The 20,250-nt window shown below is 73.4% G+C and carries 17 protein-coding genes and 1 tRNA gene; 13 read left to right on the forward strand and 5 right to left on the reverse strand.

Features of this window, described 5'->3' with window-relative positions; translation table 11 throughout:
- Positions 1-28: 28 nt before the first annotated feature.
- The 6 genes from ACFY29_RS05430 (at position 29) to ACFY29_RS05455 (ending at position 4,834) form a co-directional block, all read left to right on the forward strand.
- Positions 29-784: an IclR family transcriptional regulator gene (locus ACFY29_RS05430; RefSeq protein WP_354968355.1), complete on the forward strand. Its 756-nt coding sequence runs from the start codon at positions 29-31 to the stop codon at positions 782-784.
- Positions 785-794: 10 nt separating this feature from the next.
- Positions 795-1,181 (forward strand): cupin domain-containing protein, encoded by a 387-nt coding sequence (locus ACFY29_RS05435; RefSeq protein WP_386983640.1) that lies wholly within the window; start codon positions 795-797, stop codon positions 1,179-1,181.
- Complete coding sequence (locus tag ACFY29_RS05440) at positions 1,178-2,029, forward strand: transketolase (RefSeq protein WP_386983642.1); 852 nt, start codon at positions 1,178-1,180, stop codon at positions 2,027-2,029. Before ACFY29_RS05435 ends, ACFY29_RS05440 begins: the two co-directional genes overlap by 4 nt.
- Positions 2,026-3,015, forward strand: coding sequence for a transketolase family protein (locus ACFY29_RS05445; RefSeq protein WP_386983644.1), 990 nt, complete (start codon positions 2,026-2,028; stop codon positions 3,013-3,015). Before ACFY29_RS05440 ends, ACFY29_RS05445 begins: the two co-directional genes overlap by 4 nt.
- A gap of 19 nt (positions 3,016-3,034) precedes the next feature.
- Positions 3,035-4,012 carry an NAD(P)H-quinone oxidoreductase gene (locus tag ACFY29_RS05450; RefSeq protein ID WP_386983646.1) on the forward strand — a complete coding sequence of 326 codons (978 nt, stop codon included), beginning with the start codon at positions 3,035-3,037 and terminating at the stop codon, positions 4,010-4,012.
- Between the two features lie 213 nt (positions 4,013-4,225).
- Complete coding sequence (locus tag ACFY29_RS05455) at positions 4,226-4,834, forward strand: hypothetical protein (RefSeq protein ID WP_386983648.1); 609 nt, start codon at positions 4,226-4,228, stop codon at positions 4,832-4,834.
- Here the strand turns inward: ACFY29_RS05455 and ACFY29_RS05460 are convergent.
- Both ACFY29_RS05460 and ACFY29_RS05465 read right to left on the reverse strand, forming a co-directional pair.
- Positions 4,816-4,899, reverse strand: a tRNA-Leu gene (locus ACFY29_RS05460). The two genes, ACFY29_RS05455 and ACFY29_RS05460, sit on opposite strands and share 19 nt — an antisense overlap.
- 147 nt (positions 4,900-5,046) lie before the next feature.
- A complete protein-coding gene (locus ACFY29_RS05465) occupies positions 5,047-5,283 on the reverse strand; it encodes a hypothetical protein (RefSeq protein ID WP_386984703.1) in 237 nt (78 codons plus the stop codon).
- Between ACFY29_RS05465 and ACFY29_RS05470 the strand changes: the two genes are divergently transcribed.
- From ACFY29_RS05470 to ACFY29_RS05490, 5 genes are all read left to right on the forward strand, one after another.
- On the forward strand, positions 5,182-7,851 hold the full coding sequence (locus ACFY29_RS05470; protein ID WP_386984642.1) for a hypothetical protein: 2,670 nt from the start codon (positions 5,182-5,184) through the stop codon (positions 7,849-7,851). The two genes, ACFY29_RS05465 and ACFY29_RS05470, sit on opposite strands and share 102 nt — an antisense overlap.
- 180 nt (positions 7,852-8,031) lie before the next feature.
- Positions 8,032-10,656, forward strand: a complete 2,625-nt coding sequence (locus ACFY29_RS05475) for a fibronectin type III domain-containing protein (protein ID WP_386983650.1) — start codon at positions 8,032-8,034, stop codon at positions 10,654-10,656.
- Positions 10,657-10,684: 28 nt separating this feature from the next.
- Complete coding sequence (locus ACFY29_RS05480; RefSeq protein WP_386983652.1) at positions 10,685-11,680, forward strand: AAA family ATPase; 996 nt, start codon at positions 10,685-10,687, stop codon at positions 11,678-11,680.
- Positions 11,681-11,694: 14 nt separating this feature from the next.
- Positions 11,695-12,903, forward strand: a complete 1,209-nt coding sequence (locus tag ACFY29_RS05485; protein WP_386983654.1) for a DUF58 domain-containing protein — start codon at positions 11,695-11,697, stop codon at positions 12,901-12,903.
- A complete protein-coding gene (locus ACFY29_RS05490) occupies positions 12,897-15,422 on the forward strand; it encodes a transglutaminaseTgpA domain-containing protein (protein WP_386983656.1) in 2,526 nt (841 codons plus the stop codon). The genes ACFY29_RS05485 and ACFY29_RS05490 overlap by 7 nt, the downstream gene beginning before the upstream one ends.
- 85 nt (positions 15,423-15,507) lie before the next feature.
- Here the strand turns inward: ACFY29_RS05490 and ACFY29_RS05495 are convergent, their stop codons facing one another.
- Together ACFY29_RS05495 and ACFY29_RS05500 are read right to left on the reverse strand one after the other, a co-directional pair.
- Entirely contained in the window at positions 15,508-16,299 is a 792-nt protein-coding gene (locus tag ACFY29_RS05495) for an SDR family oxidoreductase (RefSeq protein ID WP_328418603.1), read from the reverse strand.
- On the reverse strand, positions 16,296-17,279 hold the full coding sequence (locus tag ACFY29_RS05500; RefSeq protein WP_328426727.1) for an LLM class F420-dependent oxidoreductase: 984 nt from the start codon (positions 17,277-17,279) through the stop codon (positions 16,296-16,298). Before ACFY29_RS05500 ends, ACFY29_RS05495 begins: the two co-directional genes overlap by 4 nt.
- A 170-nt stretch (positions 17,280-17,449) precedes the next feature.
- Here ACFY29_RS05500 and ACFY29_RS05505 point away from each other — a divergent pair, with 170 nt between their 5' ends.
- Complete coding sequence (locus tag ACFY29_RS05505; protein ID WP_386983658.1) at positions 17,450-18,655, forward strand: low temperature requirement protein A; 1,206 nt, start codon at positions 17,450-17,452, stop codon at positions 18,653-18,655.
- A gap of 51 nt (positions 18,656-18,706) precedes the next feature.
- Complete coding sequence (locus ACFY29_RS05510) at positions 18,707-19,570, forward strand: DUF1028 domain-containing protein (RefSeq protein WP_386983660.1); 864 nt, start codon at positions 18,707-18,709, stop codon at positions 19,568-19,570.
- Positions 19,571-19,576: 6 nt separating this feature from the next.
- On the opposite strand, the gene ACFY29_RS05515 is transcribed toward ACFY29_RS05510, so the two are convergent.
- On the reverse strand, positions 19,577-20,245 hold the full coding sequence (locus tag ACFY29_RS05515; RefSeq protein ID WP_386983662.1) for a maleylpyruvate isomerase N-terminal domain-containing protein: 669 nt from the start codon (positions 20,243-20,245) through the stop codon (positions 19,577-19,579).
- Positions 20,246-20,250 lie beyond the last annotated feature (5 nt).

The raw sequence follows: 20,250 nt of genomic DNA on the forward strand, positions 1-20,250 counted from the left end.
ACCGCTACGCGGGACAACGGGAGACGTCATGCCGCCGGTGAATGTGCTCAGCAAGGCCGACCGGGTGCTTGAACTGCTCGCCGACCAGGGCGAGATGCCGATCGCCGGGCTCATCGAGGCGTTGGACGAGCCTCGTACGAGCGTGTACCGCCTCCTCGAGAGCATGCAGGAACTCGGGTGGGTGGAGCCAGGTGGGCGGCGGGGGCAATACCGGCTCGGGCTCAAGGTGTTCCGGCTGGGCGCGGCGGTTGCTCGGCGGTTCGACGAGCGTCAGGCCGCGCTTCCCGTCATGGAGAGGCTGCACGAGCAGACCGGCGAAACGGTTTTCCTGTGCGTACGCCAAGGGCTCGAGGCGGTATGCATCGAGCGCATCGACGGCGCGCGCGTACAGATTCTCGAGCTCAGGCTCGGCGGCCGGCTGCCGTTGCACGTCGGCGGGGCGCCTCGTGCCCTCCTCGCTTTCGGGGGCGAATCCCTCTGGGACGAGTACCTGTTCCGTTCGCCGCTTACCACCTACACAGGCAAGACCCTGAACACCCCCGAGCTGGTGCGGCAGTCCCTCGTGGCGGACGTGAACGCGGGAGTCGTCATTAGCGACGAGGACGTGACCCCCGGCATCGCGTCGATCGCCGCACCCGTCTTCAACCACACCGGCAAGGTCTGCGCCGCGCTGTCACTGGCCGGCGTGTCTCCCGTGCTGCTCGGTGACAACCGACAGCGACACGAGTCGATGGTGCGAGAGGCGGCCGCGGAGGTCTCCCGCTCGCTCGGCTACTCCAGATAGGAGAAATGCTTTGTCTGACGGAACAACCCCCGTCGTACGTCGTGATCAGGGACGAGAGTTCCTCGCGCTCGGTGCGCCGGTCTACCGACTGGTGCATCCGAAGACCGTGGGCTCCGTCGGGGTCGGCGTTTCGCTGTGCGTCATGCAGCCGGGCCAAGAGGTCCGCCGCCACCGGCACGACTTTGAAGAGGCCTATTACGTCGTACGCGGCACCGGCCTGATGTATCTCGAGAACCACGAGCCCATCCGGCTCGAGCCCGGGCTGTCCGTCTACATCGCGGCGAACCGCGTGCACGGACAGGTCAACGACGGTTCGGAGACGCTCGAGATCGTGTGCTCCCTGTCGCCTCCCCCGGTCGAGGGACAGGTTCCGGAATTCGTGGAGGAGGACCAGTGAGTGCAGCAGCCGACGACGGCGAGCTGATCGCCCGTATCAAGGAGAAGGCGCTCTTCGCCCGCGAGGAAACGGTGCGCCTGACCGGCATCGCGAAGACCGGGCACTACGCCTCGGCCTTCTCGTGCGCCGAGATCCTCGCGGCGCTCTACTACGGCGACATCATGCGGCTCAAGCCGGGCGAGCCGCAGTGGAAGGAACGCGACCGCTTTCTCTTCGGCAAGGGCCACGCGGCGATCGCGCTCTACCCCTTCCTCGCGGACTACGGCTTCTTCGACAAGTCGGTGCTCGACGAGTACACCCGCCTCGGCAACCCGCTCGGCGACCACCCGGACATGCGCAAGGTGCCGGGCATCGACTTCAGCTCCGGCTCGCTCGGTCACGCGCTCTCCGCCGGTCTCGGGATGGCCCTCGGCGGCCGGCTCAACAACATCGACTACAACGTGTTCGTCCTGCTCGGCGACGGCGAGCAGCACGAAGGCCAGGTGTGGGAGGCGGCACTGTCCGCAGCCCACCACCGCACCGGCAACCTGATCGCGATCGTCGACCGCAACGAGTACAGCCTCGACGGCAAGGTCGACGACGTCATCGGCATCGAGCCGGTGCTCGACAAGTGGCAGGCCTTTGGCTGGAACACGATCGACATCGACGGCCACGACGTACCGCAGGTGCTGCAGGCCCTGCGCGAGGCGACCGCCGCCCGCGACGGCGGCAAGCCAACCGTCATCGTGGCCCACACCGTCAAGGGCAAGGGCATCCCCTACATGGAGACCCAGTTCGGCTGGCACCTCGGCTACCTGCACCCCTCCGACGAGAAAGCCGCCCTCGCGCACCTGAGGAGCAACGCGTGACCACCACTGAGCCCGAGCTGCACGCCGACTCCTGGCACCTGCTCATGCTGCTGGACCAGGCCCCCGGGTTCGCCGCCATCTCGCAGGCTCTCATCGAGCTGACTGACGAGGGACACAACATCGCGGTCGCCACCGCCGACCTCAAGTACTCCAACGGGTTGGTCCGCTTCCAGGAGAAGCACCCGGAGCGGTTCCTGCAGTTCGGCATCTCCGAGCAGAACATGGTGTCGGCGTCGGCCGGGCTGGCGACGACGGGCCTGCTGCCCTACACCGCGACGTTCGCGTCGTTCCTGGCGCTGCTGTGCTGCGAGCAGATCCGCACCGACCTGGCGTACTGCAACCAGCCGGTCCGGCTCATCGGCCACCACGCCGGCATCAGCCTCGGCTTCTACGGCACCTCGCACCACGCCACCGAGGACCTGGCCATCATGCGCAGCATGGCCAACATGACGGTGATCGCTCCGTCGGACCCGGCCCAGTTCCACGCGGCGATCCGCGCCACGGTGAACCACCCCGGACCGATCTACTTCCGCGCCAGCCGTGGCCGCGACCCGATCATCTACGAGGATGGTGTCGACTTCCAGCTCGGACGCGCCATCGCGCACCGCGAGGGCAGCGACCTCATGCTCATCGCCACCGGTTCGTCGGTGCACCCGACGCTGGCGGCGGCCGAACTGCTCCGCGGGCAGGGGGTCTCGGTGGGCGTGCTCGACATGCACACCGTGAAGCCGCTGGACCGGGACGCCGTGCTGGCCGCGGGACGGGGGGCCGGCCGGCTCATGACGGTGGAGGAGCACAACGTGCTCGGCGGGCTGGGCGGCGCCGTCGCGGAGGTGCTCACCGAGGAGGGCGTGGCCACCAAGCTGCACCGGCACGGCATCAAGGACGAATACAGCCTGATCGGACCGCCGACGCACCTCTACCGGCACTACGAGCTGGATGCCGACGGCATCGCGCAGGTCGCCCTGCGCTTCCTGAACGCGTGAACGGAAAGGTTGATCAGTCATGAGGGCGGTTGTCTTCACCGGGGCGGGTGGCAACGAGGTCATCGACCTCGTCGAGCGGCCCGACCCGATCCCGACCGGCAACGACGTTCGGGTCCGCGTCCGCTATGCCGGAATGAACCCGGCCGACACGCAGCAGCGCACCGGCATCTACCCGGCCCCTCCGGGCAGCCCGGCGGACATCCCGGGGCTCGAGGTGTCGGGCGTCGTCGAGGCCATCGGTGACGCGGTCACCACGTGGAGGCCCGGCGACCGGGTGTTCGGGCTCGTGGGTGGCGGCGGCCTTGCCGACCGGGTGATCGTCAACGAGCGGCACCTGGCCCGCGTGCCGGACTCGCTGTCCGACTCCGACGCCGCGGCCGTGCCGGAGGCGTACATGACCGCGCACGACGCGATCCGGTCGCAGGCCGGGCTGCAGATGGGCGAGACGCTCCTCGTGCACGGCGCCGCCGGTGGCGTCGGGAGCGCGGCCGTGCAGATCGGGCTCGCGGCCGGCGCGCGGGTCATCGGCGTCGTACGCAGCGAATCGTCGCACCAGGCGGTGAAGGCGCTCGGCGCGGAGGTCGTCCACGACGCCAACTTCGCGGCCGAAGTCGCCGAGCTCACCGGCGGTCGAGGTGCCGACGTCATCCTGGAGCTGGTCGGCGCCCCGCACTTCCCGGCGAACCTCGACGCGGTCGCCGTACGCGGACGGATCATCGTCGTTGGCGTCGGTGCCGGCAGCGAGACTCAGATACCACTGCTGCGGCTCATGCAGAAGCGGCTGCGCGTCCTGGGCACCGTCCTGCGCGCCCGGCCCATCGAGCAGAAGGCGCAAGCCGTCCGCGCCTTCGAGCGGGAGGTGCTGCCGGGGCTCGCGAGCGGACGCGTCCGGCCGGTCATCGACCAGATCTTCCCGGTGGAGCAGGTGAAGTCGGCCTTCGAGCGGCTTGAGGGAAAGGGCAAGGTCGGCAAGATCCTCCTGGACTTCGGCGCCTGAGCAGGAGCTGCCCGCTCCGCACGCCTGATGCTGCGGAGCGGGCAGTCTGCCGCAGCGGTCAGTTCCCGCTGCGGTAGGGGCTGTTCACGTAGATGAGCGCGTCGCCGACGGCCCGCCCTGGTCAACCCGCTCGGACGGTTGACCAGGGCGGCCTCGACGGCCAACGCGGTGGATCCGCCGCTGGGACGCCGAGACGGGGAAGGTGCTGAGACGGTGCAGGGCCAGCACAACCACGGCGACGCCTACTACCGCTGCCGCTTCCCCCAGGAATACGCCCTCGCCAACCAGGTCGCACATCCCAGCAACGTGTACCTGCGGGAGGACGCCCTCACCGACCCACTCGACACCTGGCTGGCCTCCGCCTTCACACCCCACCGCATCGAACAGACCATCACCGCGATGACCGATGCCCAGCCGCTGGACCAACCGCCCACACTCGCCACGGCGGCTCAGGCGATCATCACCGAGTGCGACGCCAAGCTAGGGCGCTACCGCGCCGCCCTCGACGCCGGAGCGGACCCCGCGGTGGTGACCGACTGGATCTCTCAGACCCAAACCGAACGCGCTCGCGCTGAAGCCGATCTCCACGCGCAGTCGGGCAAAAGCCCGCGCCGGATGAGCCGAGAGGAGATCAATCACCTGGTACAGGCGCTCGGTGACATCGCTGCCGTGCTCCGCGACGCCGACCCCGCCGACAAGGCCGAGGTCTACCGGCAACTCGGCCTCCGGCTCACCTACCAGCCGGGAACGCAAACGGTGCGCGCTGAAGTGGATCTCAGCGCGCACCGTGGGGTAATGGTTCGTGTCCGAGGGGGGACTTGAACCCCCACGCCCTATACGGGCACTAGCACCTCAAGCTAGCGCGTCTGCCATTCCGCCACCCGGACCTGCACGTTCAGCCTACCTCGCCGACCTGGATGATCTTGACACCCGAGGGTCGGCGCAGCGGGCCGCACGGGGAGTTACTGTACACGGCACTCGTGGATCATGCACATCGCCTTCCGACCCCTCCTTGAAGGCGCTCCCACCGCTGCTCAGACCGCCTCACCAGCCGTCTCCGAAGCACCGTCGAAGGCGTGTCCGGGTAGCGTGCGGCGGCCCTCTGGCGGCAGCATTGCCACGTGCCCCAACCCTCTCCCCTGGCAGCCGCCCAGCACCGGGCCCTCGCCCTGCGTACCGCTGGCGACCTCAGCTCCGCCCGGCAGCTGCTCGCGGAGGCCGTCGGTTCCGCCCGCCCGCCGTACGGCCAGGACCACCCCGAGGTGCTGCACACCGCGCACCTGCTAGCCCGCCTGCACCGGGAGGCGGAGGACCCGCTCGCCGCCCGTCGGGTGCTGGAGGAGGCGTTCGCGGCGGGCGAGCGGCGCTGGGAACACTCTGACCCGGTGATGCTCGCGCTCGCCTTCGAGCTCGCCGAGGTCGCCGAGGAGCTGGGCAATCGGCACGAGGCCCGCCGCAACTACACCCGCGTCGCCACCGCGGGGCCTGCCGCACTCGGGGAGCACCACCCGGCGGTACGTGCCGCCCGCCACTACCTCGGTGAGGCTGCACCAGGGCCGGCCGAGCGGCACGGCTCGCCACCGACACCCCACCCGGTCCAGGCCACCGCAGCGACTGATTCCGGCACCCGGTCGGCGCTGTCCGGCCCGACCCTGTCTCTGGCGACCCTGGCCGCGATGCGGCCGGGAGCGGGCGGCCCGGCCGCCGCGTCACCGTGGGCTCCGCCGCAACAGCCGCCCACGCCCCGGCCAACCCCACCGGTGGTACGCGCGCCCGCCGCGCCCGCCAGCGCCGGCGCACCACCGGCAGCGGCTCCCGCCCCCCGGGTTGCGCCGGCCCAGCCGCCGGTGCGGTCGGTGTCGACCTCCGTCGCGCCACCGCAGCCCGGCCCGCCACCCACGCCGCCGCGCCAGCGCGCCGCGGAGCAGCAGCCCCGACCGGCGGTAGATCCAGCACCCCGGCCACCGGCGGAGGGCCAGCCGACGAAGCCGGCGTACCAGGTCGGACAACAGCCGCCACCTCGGCAGCCGTCCGGCTCGGCGATGCCGCCGCTTCAACGGACAGGCGACCAACCGACCCACTCAACGGTCGACGCGCCGTCCACACCGCCGACTTCCTCCGCCCAGGCGTCAGCCGCCGCACCGCCGGGTCCGGCGCCCCGCTGGGACAACCCGACGATCCGGGTCCGGCAGATCGAACCGCTGCTGGCCGAGGAGGCCGCTCGCATCGCGGCCACCCGCGTCGGCGCGGGCGGGTCGGGCAGCGCGAGCAGCGCCGGGGCGGCACCGCCCCAGCAAATCCAGCCCGTCTCCGCACCACCCGGACACCCTTACCCGGTGTCCGGACCGCCGGCCCAGCTCTACCCGTTATCAGGGCCTCCTGGCTACGCCCAACCCGTCTCCGCACCACCCGGCCGGCCGTACCCCGTCTCCGGACCGCCGGCCCAGCCCTACCCGGTGTCGGCAGCACCAGCACAGCCCTATCCAGTGTCGGGGCCTCCCGGCTACGCCCAACCCGTCTCCGCACCGCCCGGGTACCCGTACCCGGTGTCCGCGCCGCCCGGCTACGGCCAGCCAGTCTCTGGAGCAGGCCACCCCTATCCCGTGTCCGGACCGCCGGGCCAGTCCTACCCTGTGTCGGGGCCGCCCGGTTACGGTCACCCGGTCTCCGCGCCCCCGGTGAGCGCGCCGCCCGTACCGCCCTGGGGGTTGACCGCGCCGCCGTGGAGCCGCACCGCGCCGTCGCAACCACTGCCCACAGCGGACGGCGAACCGGCAGCCCAGACCCCCATGGACACGGACGGGACCGACGGTGAGGTCGAGCCCGGCACGGTAGCTCCGGCGAGCGCGCCGCCGCACCAGGCGGGCGTCGACCCTGCCCAGAGCGAGGTGTTCCCGCCCGTCCGGTCGTTCAGCAGCGACCCGGCCAGACCCGACGTGGGCCCGAGCCAGCCGACCGCCGCCCCGTCGAACCAGGCCGCCCGGCAGCCCGGCCCCGTCGCTGCTCCGGCCGAGTCGGCACCGTCGTCCTGGCCACCGGGCGCCGACCCGGCCCCGATGACGCCGACCGCACCAGGCCCCGGGGGGTACGCCGAGCCGGTGTCGACCCCACCGGCGGCAACGGGGCCTCCCCCGGGTCCGTTCACGTCACCTGCCGACGCAGCCTCGCCCTACCCTCTGCCGCCGACCGCCCCGGCGTCCCGACCGACCCCAGAGCCCTATCCACCTCAGGAGCAGTACCCGGCCCAGGAGCCATACCCAGGCCAGCTGTACCACCCCGGCCAGGAGGCGTATCCGGCCCAGCAGTACCAGCCGGGTCAGCAGTACCAGCCAGGCCAGCAGTACCAGCCGGGTCAGGACGGGTACCGGTCGGCGGCGCACAGCGATGAGGGCGGGTCGACGGGCCGCAGCCGAGCGACGCTGATCGCCGCGGTGGTGGCGGCCGGGGTGGCCGTGGTGGGCGTGGCCGGCCTGGGCGCGCTGGTCCTGACCCGCGACGACTCGCCACCCTCGACCGGGACCGCGCCGGCGGCCACAGCTCCGGCGCCGGCCGGGCCTCCGCCGGGCGACCTGAAGCTGCGGGACGACTCCGTCACGATCACGCTGACCTGGACGGACCCGTCCGGCGGCTCGGTGCCGTTCATGGTCGCCGGTGGTCGGGCGGGGCAGGCGCTGGGAGTGATGGCCACCGTGGACCCGGGCCGGCTCAGCTACACGGTCAACGGGCTGAACTCCCGGGTGGACTACTGCTTCACCGTGCTGGCGGTCTACTCCACCGACAACTTCGCCACCTCGGGACAGGTCTGCACCCAGCGGGAGCGCGCCACCCCAACGAGCTGACCCAGCCAGACCGGCCGTCACCGAGCTGAGCTGGGAGTCCACAACGCACACGCTCGGTATCCACAGGGGTGACCGTGCGGGTTCCCCCGTCACCGGCAGAGCCATATGATGGCACCCGGCTCAGGGGAGGGGTCGCCGCGAGGCGCGCCACCTGCCACGACTCAGGGGAGGCAGCCGGCTGTGGCCAGCATCGACGATGCCGTGGAGACCGACACCCCCCGTTCGCGGTCCAGGCTGCGCGGCGGGCTGGTGACAGTTGGCACGGTGACCGCGCTGCTGGCCGCCATGGGGCTGACCGTCCTCGGGCTTGGCGCGGCCGACAACGCGGTCGCCAACTACGACGCGAGTTCCTGGCTGTGGAGCGCGGCGCGCAGCGAGCTGGCCCGGGTCAACGGGGTCACCGCCCGGGTCGACACCCGCACCGAGGTCGCCGGTGCCCGTCGGCACCCGATGCAGGTCACCCAGACCGACCGGCTGCTGATCCTGCGTGACCTGCAGACCGGGCAGGTCAGCTCACTGGACCTGGCCACCCTGCAGCTCACCGCGACCACCCGGACCACCCCCGGCCTCGGCGTGAGTGTCGCGCTGCACGAGGACGCGGCGTTCGTCGTCGACGCCGTGCAGGGCATCGTGCGGCAGCTCGATCCGCGTTCTCTGACGCCGGTCGGCGAGCCGGTGCGCTATCCCCCGGGCATCACCGGCGGCACCTTCGACGGGGAGGGCCGGCTCTGGATCGCGGTGCCCAGCGAGGGCACCGTGTCTGCGGTCACCGCCGCGAAGCTGCCGTCCGCGCCGGCCTCGGCCGCGCCCGCCGGCGGCGGGCTCAGCCCGGAGCGGGTCGAGACGTACGAGGTCGCGGAGACCAGCCACGAACTGGTGGTCTCCACGCTGGACGACGGGGTGGCGGTGCTCGATCGCACCGCCGGGAAGCTGGTGCGGGTGCAGCGCGGCGAGGTGCGCCCGACGCCGCTGACGTTGACCGGGCCGGCGGCTCTGCCGGCCCGCACCAGCGGGCCCCGCATCCCGGTCACCGTGCCCGCCGAGCGGCGGGTGCTGGTGGTGGGCGACTCCGGCGAGGAGCGGGCGTTCACCGTGCCGGGCACCGGCGAGCGGCTCAGCCCGGCGGTGGCCTGGGCGGACCGCTTCTACTGCGCCGACGAGGCCACCGGCACCATCTACTCCTTCGACGCGGCCGGCCAACTGGTCGACACCGTCCGCGGTCGGGCGAACGGGCCGCTGGAGCTGGAGGTACGGGAGAACCACCTGTTCATCAACTCCCCCGACTCAGCGACGGCTCGCGTGGTGGACGACAAGCACCAGGTGCGCGAGGTCAACAAGTACGCCAACGACGTGCTCGGCGGTGACCCGCCGCCGACTCCCCCACCGCCGCCTCCGCCGAAGAAGCCCCGGGTGGGCAAGCCGAGCGCGCCGCGCAGCGTCACCGCCGCCGCCGGCAACGCCCAGGCCCGGGTGAGCTGGCGGCCGGCCGCCGCGAACGGCGCCGAGATCATCAAGTACGTGGTGCAGGGTGCCGGCCAACGCCTGGAGGTGGGCGCCAACCAGCGTGCGGTGGAGGTCAAGGGTCTGACCAACGGCGAGACGTACCGGTTCGCGGTGCACGCCGTCAACGCCAAGGGCGACGGCCCGTCGCGCAGCAGCAACCCGGTGACGCCGACGGCGGCGGTGCCCGACCCGCCGGCCAGCGTCACCGCCCAGGAGCGGCCGGACGGCACGGTGCTGGTGAAGTGGCCGGCCGCGAACGGGCAGGGCAACAAGATCGCGAAGTACGCGGTGACGGCCAGCTCAGCGGGGACGAACGCGCCGGCCGGCGAGTCGACGAAGACGGAGCTGGTGGTGCCCGCCGGGGAGCTGGAGTTCGGCACCCAGTACGCGTTCACCGTGGTGGCGGTCAACGACAAGGGCGCCGGCTCGGCGGCCTCGCCGGTCAGCAACACGGTGGTGCCGTTCGCGGCACCCGGACGGCCGGTCGACCTGCAGGCCGGCACGGTCGCCAACCAGCCGGGCGCGGTCACGGTGCAGTGGGCGCCGGCCGAGGCGAACGGCCGACCGGTGACCAAGTACCTGGTGGACGTCGGTGGGCGCAGCAGCGAGGTGACCGACACCAGCACCACCGTCACCGGGCTGGGCAACGGCCAGAACGTCACGGTGAAGGTGAAGGCGGTCAACGAGGCCGGACCCGGCCCGGAGGCGACCGCCACGGCCCGCACGGTCGCCGAACCACGGGTCACGGTGACCGGCTCGTCGGCGACCGCCACCTCGGCGACGGTCACGTTCACCGTGGACGCTGGCGGCGGTCAGGCCACCTGTTCGGTGAGCACGCCGGGCGAGCCGGCGAAGGCCGGGGCATGCTCCAGCATCACGGTGCCGGGCCTGACGCCGGGCACGGCGTACACGTTCACGGTGACCGCGAGCAACGCCGCCGGCAAGGGCACCGCGACCAGGGCGCAGGGCACCGATGCGCTGTACGGGATCGCGACCTGCCGCAACGGTGCCTCCGGGCCTGAGGCGACCTACTGCAACAGGGACGTGAGCGGCCGCAACGGCAACGAGGTCTTCTCGGTCCCCCGGCAGGACAACGACAAGCAGGTGGGCTGGGCGGAGCCGGGCACCCGACTGCAGGCGTACTGCAAGAAGTCGGGCGAAGAGGTGTACGCCTACATCTACAACAACGACAAGCGCAGCACCTGGTGGGTGCAGGTCAACTACAGCGGAAAGAACTACATCCCCTGGGCCTGGCTCAACCTGGAGGGCGGCGACAACATCAACGTCCTGCCCACCTGCTGAACCAGCCAGGCAAGGAGCACCACCGACCGTGAACACCCACGAGCCGCTCACCCAGCCGGAGGTGCAGGGCTTCGCCGCCCTGGCCGCCCGGCTGGCCGAGAACATCAACGCGGTGGTGCTCGGCAAGCCGCAGGTGGTCCGGCTGGCGCTGACCGCGCTCTTCGCTCAGGGTCACGTGCTCCTGGAGGACGTGCCCGGCGTCGGCAAGACGACCCTGGCGCGGGCCATCGCCGCCACCGTGAAGGGTCAGTGGCGCCGGATCCAGTTCACCCCCGACCTGCTCCCCTCGGACGTGTCCGGGGTGACCATCTTCAACCAGGCGACCCGCGACTTCGAGTTCCACCCGGGGCCGGTCTTCGCCAACATCGTCATCGCCGACGAGATCAACCGGGCGTCGCCGAAGACCCAGTCGGCGCTGCTGGAGGTGATGGAGGAGCGCACGGTCACCGTGGACGGGGTCCGGCACCCGGTGCCGGAGCCATTCCTGGTGGTGGCCACCCAGAACCCGGTGGAGATGGACGGCACCTACCGGCTGCCCGAGGCGCAGTTGGACCGCTTCCTGGTCAAGCTCTCCATCGGCTACCCGGACGAGGCGGTCGAGGTGGAGGTGCTGCGCGGCGCGACCGTCCGCTCCCCCGAGGCGCTGACTCCGGTCACCGACACCGCGACCGTCGGGGAGATGGTGCGGATGGCCCGCCGGGTGCACATCGCCGAGCCGCTCTACGCGTACGCGGTCCGGTTGGCCGCCGCCACCCGCACCCACCAGCACGTGCGGGTCGGGGTGAGTCCCCGGGGCGTGATCGCGCTGACCCGCGCGGCGTGCGCGTACGCGCTGATCGACGGACGGGGTTGGATCATGCCCGAGGATCTGAAGGCGCTCACCGAATCGGTGTTCGCGCACCGGCTGCTGCTCACCCCGGACGCCCAGGTGCGCGGGTTGACCGCCGTGGAGGTGCTGCGCCAGGCCATCGCCTCGGTGCCGGTGCCGCTGCCGTCGGGGCAGCCGGCTCCGGTGCAGGGCTGACCGGCAGCAGCGCCATGGGGATCACCGCCCGCGGAGTCGGGCTGCTCGCCTCCGCCGTCGTGCTGCTGGGCGTGGGTTTCCGGTTCGCGTACCCCGAGTTGACGCTGCTCGGCGCGGCGGCCGGCGCGGCCGTCGGCTACGCCGCGCTGACCGCGGCCTGGCGGCCCCGGCTGACGGTGACCCGTCGGGCCGACCCGGACCGGGTGGCCCGTGGCGAGGCGGCGAGCATGACGCTGACCGTCCGCAACACCGGCCGGCTGCGCTCGGCGAACCTGCTGGCCGAAGACCGGTGCGGGGCCCGCACGGTGCCGGTGCCGCTGCTGCGCCTGCGACCCGGCCGGGACACGGAGGTCCGCTACGAGGTGCCGACACATCGCCGTGGGGTCGTGCCAGTCGGGCCGCTGCGGGTGACCCGGCGCGACCCGCTGGGCCTGGTGGCGCTGGCCCGCCCGTACGGTGCGACGGCACCGGTCTGGGTGCACCCCCGGATCCACCCGCTGACGGCGGTACCGACAGGCGCGGGGCGCAGCCTCGACGGCCGGGTGGACGGGGTACCGCACGGGTCGATCACGTTCGACTCGCTGCGGGAGTACGTGGTGGGCGACGACCTACGCCGGATTCACTGGCGGACCAGCGCCCGGGTCGGCGAGCTGATGGTGCGGGAGAACGTGGACACCAGCCTGCCCCGCCTGGTCGTGCTGCTGGACAATCGCGCCGCAGCACACCCGAAGCGGGTGGATGGGGTGGCGGAGTCGTTCGAGTCGGCCTGCGAGGCGGCAGCCTCGATCGTCACCGCCGCGCACCGCGCGGACCTGCCGGTGCTGTTGCTGCTGGTCGCCCCGGAACCGGCCACCCCGGCCGAGCGCGGGCACGGCGACCGGACCGCCGATGAGACGGGCGAGGACCCGGGCGGCGGGCACCCACTCGGGCCACTGGACCGGCTCGCCGCCGCCGAGCTCTCCGGCGACGACGACGCGCTGCGCGCGGCCACCACCCGGCTGCGGCAGGACCGGCTCGGCGACACGTTGATCTTCCTGACCGGGCCGGGTGGTCGGGGCGAGTTGGGCCACGTCGGCGCGCTGCGCGGCGCGTACCCCTCGGTGGTGGTCGGGGTGTTCGGCGCGACCGAGCCGACGCCGGCCGGCGCGACCGGCCTGGTGGTGGTCGACGCGGCCGACGGGGCACAGTTCGCCGCCGAGTGGGACGGGGTGCGCCGGTGGTGACCGACGTCGGCCAGCAGCGGCAGGGTGGTGCGAGCATCGTCGGCCCGGCGGGCCCTGCAACGAGCCCGGAGCCGGGCGCACCGCAGCGGAACGCCGGGCGGGTGCTGCGGGTGCTGCGGGCGTCCGTCGTCCCGCTGGCGTTGATCGGCCTGACCGCGCTGGCCGGGGTGGTGCTCGGCCGGGTGTACGCCGGCGACCTGCTGACCCGGCTGGTGATCGGTGCCGCGGCCGGGTCGGTGCTGGTCAGCGTTGCCGCCCGGCGGCTGCCGTCCTGGCTGGTGGCGCCCCTGTCGGTGGCCGCGATGGCCGGCTGGACGCTGTGGTCGCTGCGGCTGGCCGCCGCTCGGGCGGATCTGCCTGGCGGCCTGCTGGAGGTGACCGCGGACGCCGCGCGCAACGGCATCCCCCGGCTGCTCACCGCGATGATCCCGGTTGAGCCCACGCCGGACACGGTGCTGGTGCCGGTGGTCGCCGCCTGGCTGGCCGGGCTGGCCGGCGCGGAGGTGGCGCTGCGCACCGGCCGGGTGCTGCTGGGCTACCTGCCGGCAGCGGGGCTCTACGCCGCCGCCCTCTACGTGGTCGGCCCGAACGCCGAACCGGCGATCGGGGTGACGCTGGCGTTCGTCGCGGTCGCGGCGGTCGGCCTGGCGACGCCCACCGGTGTACCGGCGGCCGGGGGTGATCCGAGCGCTGACCTCGCCCCCGGGGTACGCGCGGCGGTGCGGGTCCGGCTCGCCATCACCGCGACGCTCGGGGTGGCGCTGGTGGTCGGGCTGGTCGCGCTGCTCGGCCCGGTGCTAGCCGGTCAGGTCGACGGCCGGCCGGTGGACCCCCGCCGGTACGTGGAGCCGCCGCAGGTGCAGACGCTGGACGAGAACCCGCTGATCCGGATCTCCGGTTGGGCGCTGCACCCGGAACAGAAACTGCTCGACGTGAGCACGGTTCGTTCCGGCGCCCCGACGCCGCCGGCCGGTGGCGTCGCGCCGAGCGCCGACAGCACCGGGACGGATGGCGGCACCGAGGACGGGCCGGGGGCGCCGGACGGCGCCGGGGGCAGCGTGCGGATCCGGCTGGCGGTGCTCAGCGACTACGACGGGGTGACCTGGCGGGTCGGCGCGACGTACCGCAACGCCGGTCGGATCCTGCCAGCCTCGACGCCGGCGCGGGACAGCGTGGTGGAGACCGTCCGGCAGCAGATCACCGTGGCTGAGCTGAGCGGCCAGTTGCTGCCCGCCGTGGCCACACCCCGCGAGGTCAGCGGCGCCCGGGTGGCGTACGACCCGGCGACCGGGACGCTGATCCGGCCGGAAGGGCTGACCCCGGGGCTGCGGTACACGGTGACCTCGGCCCGGGAGCGCCCGGACGCCAACCTGCTGGCGACCGCGAACGTGCCGGCCGGCGCGGAGGTGGCCCGGGTGCTGCGGGTCGCCGACGGGGTGCCCGACCCGCTGCGACGGCTGGCCGCGCAGCTCGCCGAGGAGAACGGTGCCCCGTACGCGCGGGCCACGGCGATCGAACAGTTCCTGGCCGAGCACTACCGGGTGGCGGCGGACGCGCCGAGCGGGCACGCGTACCCGAACCTGGGCTTCTTCCTCTTCGGACCACGCAACGGCGGCGGGCAGGAGGGCACCTCGGAGCAGTTCGCCGCGGCGTTCGCGGTGCTCGGGCGGCTCTCCGGGCTGCCCACCCGGGTGGTGGTGGGCTTCGAGTCCAGCGGGCAGGGGCCGGTACGGGCCGGCGACGCGTACGCCTGGCCGGAGGTGCTCTTCGACGGGCTGGGCTGGGTGGCGTTCGACCCAATGCCCCGCCCGGACAACGAGCCGAGGCCGGTGGAGGAGGACTTCCGCCCGACGCCGGAGGATCCGCCGCCGTCGGACGCCCCGGCACCCACCGTGGAGCCGACCGCGTCGCCGGACCCGGCCGCCGCCCCGGACGGGTCGAGCGACCAGGGCGGTGTGTCCACCCCGGTGCTGGTGGCCGGCGGCAGCGGCGGCCTGCTGCTGCTGGTGGGGGCGCTGCTGCTCACCCTGCTGGCGATGCGCCGCTCACTCACCCGCGCCCGGCTCGGCCGAGGTGACCCCGGCCAGCGCATCGCCGGCGCCTGGCGGGAGGTAACCGACGCGTTGCGGCTGGCTGGTCGGCCGGTCGGCGACGACCTGGCGGCCACCGAGGTGGCCGGGCAGGCCCGGCAGGCCCTCGCCGACGCCCGCACCGAAAGGGCCGGCGGCGAACGGACGGGCGACGGGCCGCCCACCCCGGACGACACCGCGACCGGCACCGGCGCCACTGAAGCCGGCGGCGTCGCGGGACCGGGCGGCGTCGACGAGTTGGCCGACCTGCTCAACCGGGTGGCCTTCGCCCCCGGCGCGGCGACCCCGGACCAGGCGGCCCGGGCCGCCGAGGTATCCACCGCCTACGTGTCGAGCCTGCGCTTTGCCCGCCCCTGGTGGCGCCGCATCATCTGGTCGACCCATCCCGCACCCCTCCGCCGCCGCACGGCGACCGACCCACCCCGGTGATCAAGAGGTTCGCGTCACCTCAGGTCCGTTTCCTGACGCGAACCTCTTGATCACCAACGGATAGGCCGGGGTGGAAGGGGACGGGTCAGGCCGTCAGGCGGCGGACGAGCTTGCGCAGGCCGGCCTGCCAACCGTCCGGGTCCTCGGCGCGGCGACGCGCGTAGTCGGCGACCTCCGGGTGCGGCAGGATCAGGAAGCGCTCCTCGGCCAACCCGGCGATGGCCGCGTCGGCGACCTGGTCCGGGGTGAGCACCGCGCCGGAGGCGGCGATCACCCGGGCGCCCAGGTGACCCTCGACGATCCCGCCGGCGAGCATCGGGGTGTCCACTCCCTGCGGGCAGAGGGCGCTGACCCGGATGCCCCGGTCCCGGTAGGTGATGGCCAGCCATTCGGCGAACCCCACCGAGGCGTGCTTCGTCGCGGTGTACGCGGCGTCGCCCACCGCGGTCAGCACGCCCGCCGCCGAGCAGGTGTGCAGCAGGTGGCCGCCGCCGCGGGCGAGCATCCCGGGCAGCACCGCGCGGGCCGAGTAGACGTGGGCGAGCACGTTGACCCGCCACGCCCGGTCCCAGCCGGCGTCGTCGACCTCCACTCCCCCGCCGGTGGTCACTCCCGCGTTGGCGCAGAACAGGTCGATCCGGCCGTACCGTCGCTCGGTGTCGTCGACCAGCGCGCGGACCTGATCCTCGTCGGTGACGTCGAGTGTGGTGGCGTGCGCGACCGGGCCGATGCCCTCGGCGACCGCGCGGGCCGCGTCGCCGTCCAGGTCGGCGATCACCACGGCGGCGGCGCCTTCGGCGGCGAACCGGCGGGACAGTGCCGCACCGATGCCGCCAGCGCCGCCGGTGACCACCACGATCCGGTCGGTGAGGTTCACGCGGACGCTCCTACGGGGTCGGTGCCCAACTGGGCGATGAGGGTGGTCAGTGCGGCCGCCCCGCCGGCGGTCACCTCGGGCGTGGGCAGCAGCGCGAACACCGGCACCTCCACGCCGGCGTCGGCGTAGCGGCGCACCTGGGCGCGGCACTGCTCCGGTGAGCCGTGCAGCACCAGCGCGTCGACCACCTCGTCCGGCACCGCCGCGCTGGCGCCACGCCGGTCACCGGCGGCCCAGGCCTCCCACATGGGCGCCAGCACCTCGTCGCGGCCAAGCCAGCGGTGGAACTCGGCGTACGCCGGGACGGTGAGGTAGCTGGTGATCAGCCGGCGGCCGAGCGTCCGGGCGTACCCGGCGTCCTCGGTGGGGCAGACGAAGATCCGGGCGGCCACCTCGAAGCCGGCGCGGCGCTCGCCCAGCTCGGCCAGGGCGCGGGGCACGTCGTCGGCGCTGAGCCAGTTGAGGATGACCCCGTCGGCCTCGGCGCCGGCCAGCCGGAGCATCCCCGGGCGCAGCGCGGCGAGCAGGATCGGCGGCGGCACCGCGAGCGGCCTTTCCAGGGTGAACCGGCGCACGGTGAAGGTGTCGTAGACCTCGTCCACGGTCTCGCCACGCAGCGCGGCGCGCAGGAAGCGCAGGACGTCCCGGGTCCGCCGGAACGGCTCGTCGAACCGCACCGCGTTCCAGTCCCGCACCAGCACCGGCGACGACGCGCCGATGCCGAGCGAGAACCGGCCCGGCGCGGCCTCGGCCAGCGCCGCCGCGCTCATCGCCAGCAGCCCGGGCCCCCGGGTGAAGACCGGGGTGATCGCGGTGCCCAACCGCAGCCGGGGCTGCCAGGCCGCGGCGAGCGCCAGCGGGGTGAACGCGTCGGTCCCCGCGACCTCGGACGACCACACGTCGGTGAACCCGGCACGGTCGAGCGTCGCGTAGACCGCGGCGTGGTCGGCCAGCGGGATGCCGCTCAACGGCACCGTCATGCCCCATCGATTCGTCACCGATCGATCGTGCCCGTTGACGGGGCCTGCGAGCAAGATCCCCGAACCGGGCGGATTTGCCGGTATCGGGCCGCAAGGGCTGTCGCCTGGTGCTACGACTGCCAGGTGGACCGGACCGACGGCGCAGGCCGCTGACCGTGGATTCCAGGGGAGTGGGACGCCTGGAGCCGTTACCCGCGGCGGCCGCCCCCAACCGGGCGACCTTCCTGGAGCTCTTCTTCGACTTGGTCTTCGTCTTCGCGCTCACCCGGATCTCCACTCGCGCGTTCGAGGATCTGAGCCACGATCTGGATCGGGTGCAAGGCTGGGGGGCGGTCACCGGGGGCGGCAAGACGCTGCTATTGCTGCTCGCCCTCTATGCGGTCTGGCAGGGCACCGCGTGGACGACCAGCCGCTACGACCCGTACCGGGTGCCTCTGCAGACCGTGGTGATGATCGCGCTGGTGTGCAGCCTGGTGATGGGGGTGGCGATCCCCCGGGCGTTCAGTCAGACCGGGATGATGTTCGCGGTGGCGTACGTGGTCGCGCAGGTCTCCCGGCCGCTGATCCTGGCGATCTCGCTGGGACCGAATCCGCACCGCCGGCTGAAGGTGCGGATGGTGGTGGTGTTCTCGGTCAGCGGAGTGTTCTGGATCGGTGGGGCGATGCTGCCCACCAACGGGAAGGTGATGCTCTGGACGGTGGCGCTGCTCGTCGAGTACCTGGCCGCCCGGGTTGGCTGGCCGGTGCCCGGGCTGGGCCGGTCGACGGTCTCGAAGTGGGACATCGCCGGGGAACACCTGGCCGAGCGCTATCAGCAGTTCTTCCTGGTCGCGCTGGGCGAGACGATCCTGGTGGCCGGCTTCGCGTACAGCAAGGGGCCGTACCAGGCTTCGCACGCGTGGGCGTTCGCGCTGGCGCTGGCCACGTCGATCCTGCTGTGGCGGATCTACATCCAGCGCGCCGGGCAGATCCTGGGCGAGGCCGTCGCGCAGGCCCGGCACCCGGCCAGCATCGGCCGGTCCGCGGCGGACACCCACCTGCTGATGGTGATCGGCCTGGCCGCCACCGCGGTCGGCTACGAGCTGATCATCGAGCATCCGCTGGACCAGATCCCCGGGCCGTGGCTGGCCATGGTGCTCGGTGGGCCGGCGCTGTTCCTGGCCGGCCGGGCCCGCTTCGAGTACGAGGTGTTCGGGCGCGTCTCCCCGTCCCGGTGGATCGCCATCCTGGTGCTGGCGGCAGGGGCGGTGCCGCTGCTGTTCCTGCCCGGTCTGGTCGCCACCGCCGGCGGGGCGCTGGTGCTGGCCGCCGTTGCGGTCAGCGACGCCCGCCGGGCGCACGGCGCCCCACCGGAGGCCGCCGCGACGCCGTTCTGAGCCATCCGCGGAGGGCAATGTGATGCCGGCGCGGCAGGTTAGTCTCGGCGGGTGACCTTCTCCCTCGTCGCACGCTCCGCCGACGACCGCCTGCACGGCGTCGTCGTGGCCAGCAAGTTCCTCGCCGCCGGGGCGCTGGTGCCGGCCGCGGCGGCCGAGGTCGGCGCGCTGGCCACCCAGGCGCACGTCAACCTCGCCTACGGTCCGCAGGGGCTGACTCTGCTGCGCACCGGCGTGGCCGCCGCCGACGTGGTGGCCGGCCTGATCGCCGCCGACCCCGAGCGGGAGCACCGCCAACTCGGCGTGGTGGGCACCAGCGGTCCGGGCGCCAGCTGGACCGGGCCGGCCTGCCACCCGTGGGCCGGCGGGCGGACCGGCGACGGTTGGGCCGCGCAGGGCAACGTGCTCACCGGCCCGGAGGTCGTCGACGCGCTGGGTGACGCGTGGCTGTCCGGGTCCGCACTGCCGTTCGCCGAGCGGCTGGTCGCCGCGCTGCGCGCCGGCGACGAGGCCGGTGGCGACCGGCGGGGCCGGCAGAGCGCCGGCCTGCTGGTGGTCGAGCGAGGCGGCGGGTACGGCGGCCGCAGCGACGTGCTGGTCGACCTACGGGTCGACGACCACCCCGACCCGGTCGCCGAGCTGGGCCGGCTGCTCGCCGTGCACACCCTGCTGTTCAGCCGACCCGACCCGGCCACCCTGCTCGACCTCAGCGGCGCCGTCGCCAACGAGGTGGCGGCGCTGCTCAGCGCGCTGGGCCACCCGGTGGCCGACGACGGGCCGGAGGCGGCACTGATCTCCTGGGCCGGTTTGGAGAACCTGGAGGAGCGGCTGGTGCCGGGGCGGATCGACCCGGTGGTGCTGACGCACCTGCGCGGCGTCGCCCCGCACGTGCCCGCGCCCCGCTCGGCCAGCTGACCGGGGTCAGCGGCCGAAGGCGAGCCAGCGGAAGCTGGCGGCGTCGATCGCGGCCCGTTCCGGGCCGGTCAACGCCGCCCGCCCGGTGGTCTTGCGGATCAGGGTCAGTCGATCCCAGCGCAACTCGGCCGGCACCGGTCGCCCGCCGGTGAGCAGGTCGGCGATGACCGTCGCCGCCTGCGGGGTGAGCCACGGTGGCCGGTCCAGCGCGGCGGCCAGGTCCAGGCCGTGCACGCCCACCTCGAGCACCCGGGTCCGCAGAAACTCGGTGACGCGCATCGCGTCGCCGTGCCGGGTCCGGACCACCCGCCCGGACGGGGCCGTGGCGACCGCCGCGTCGGCGGCCCGCCAGGCCCGGTCGAACTCGGTCGACAGCGCCGCCCGGTCCACCTGCCGCGCGTCCCGCCGGCCGCCGGAGATCCGACCGGCGTCCACCTCGGGGGTGAACTTCGCCGCGCCGAAGTAGCCGGCGGCGTCCACCTCGGCGCTCGGCGGGGCCGGCGCGGCGAGCATGTCGGTCAGCCGGCCGGCGCCGGTACGCACGTGCGCGATCAACTCTCGAACCGTCCACGGCGGGCAGTCGGTCACCCGGTCGAGGTCGGCGTCGTCCAGCTCGGCCAGGATTTCGGTGAGCCGTGCGCACTCGGCGCGGAACGCCGCTCGGACCGGATCCACTCGTC

The organism is Micromonospora sp. NPDC000668 (assembly GCF_042897975.1).
Lineage (GTDB): Bacteria > Actinomycetota > Actinomycetes > Mycobacteriales > Micromonosporaceae > Micromonospora.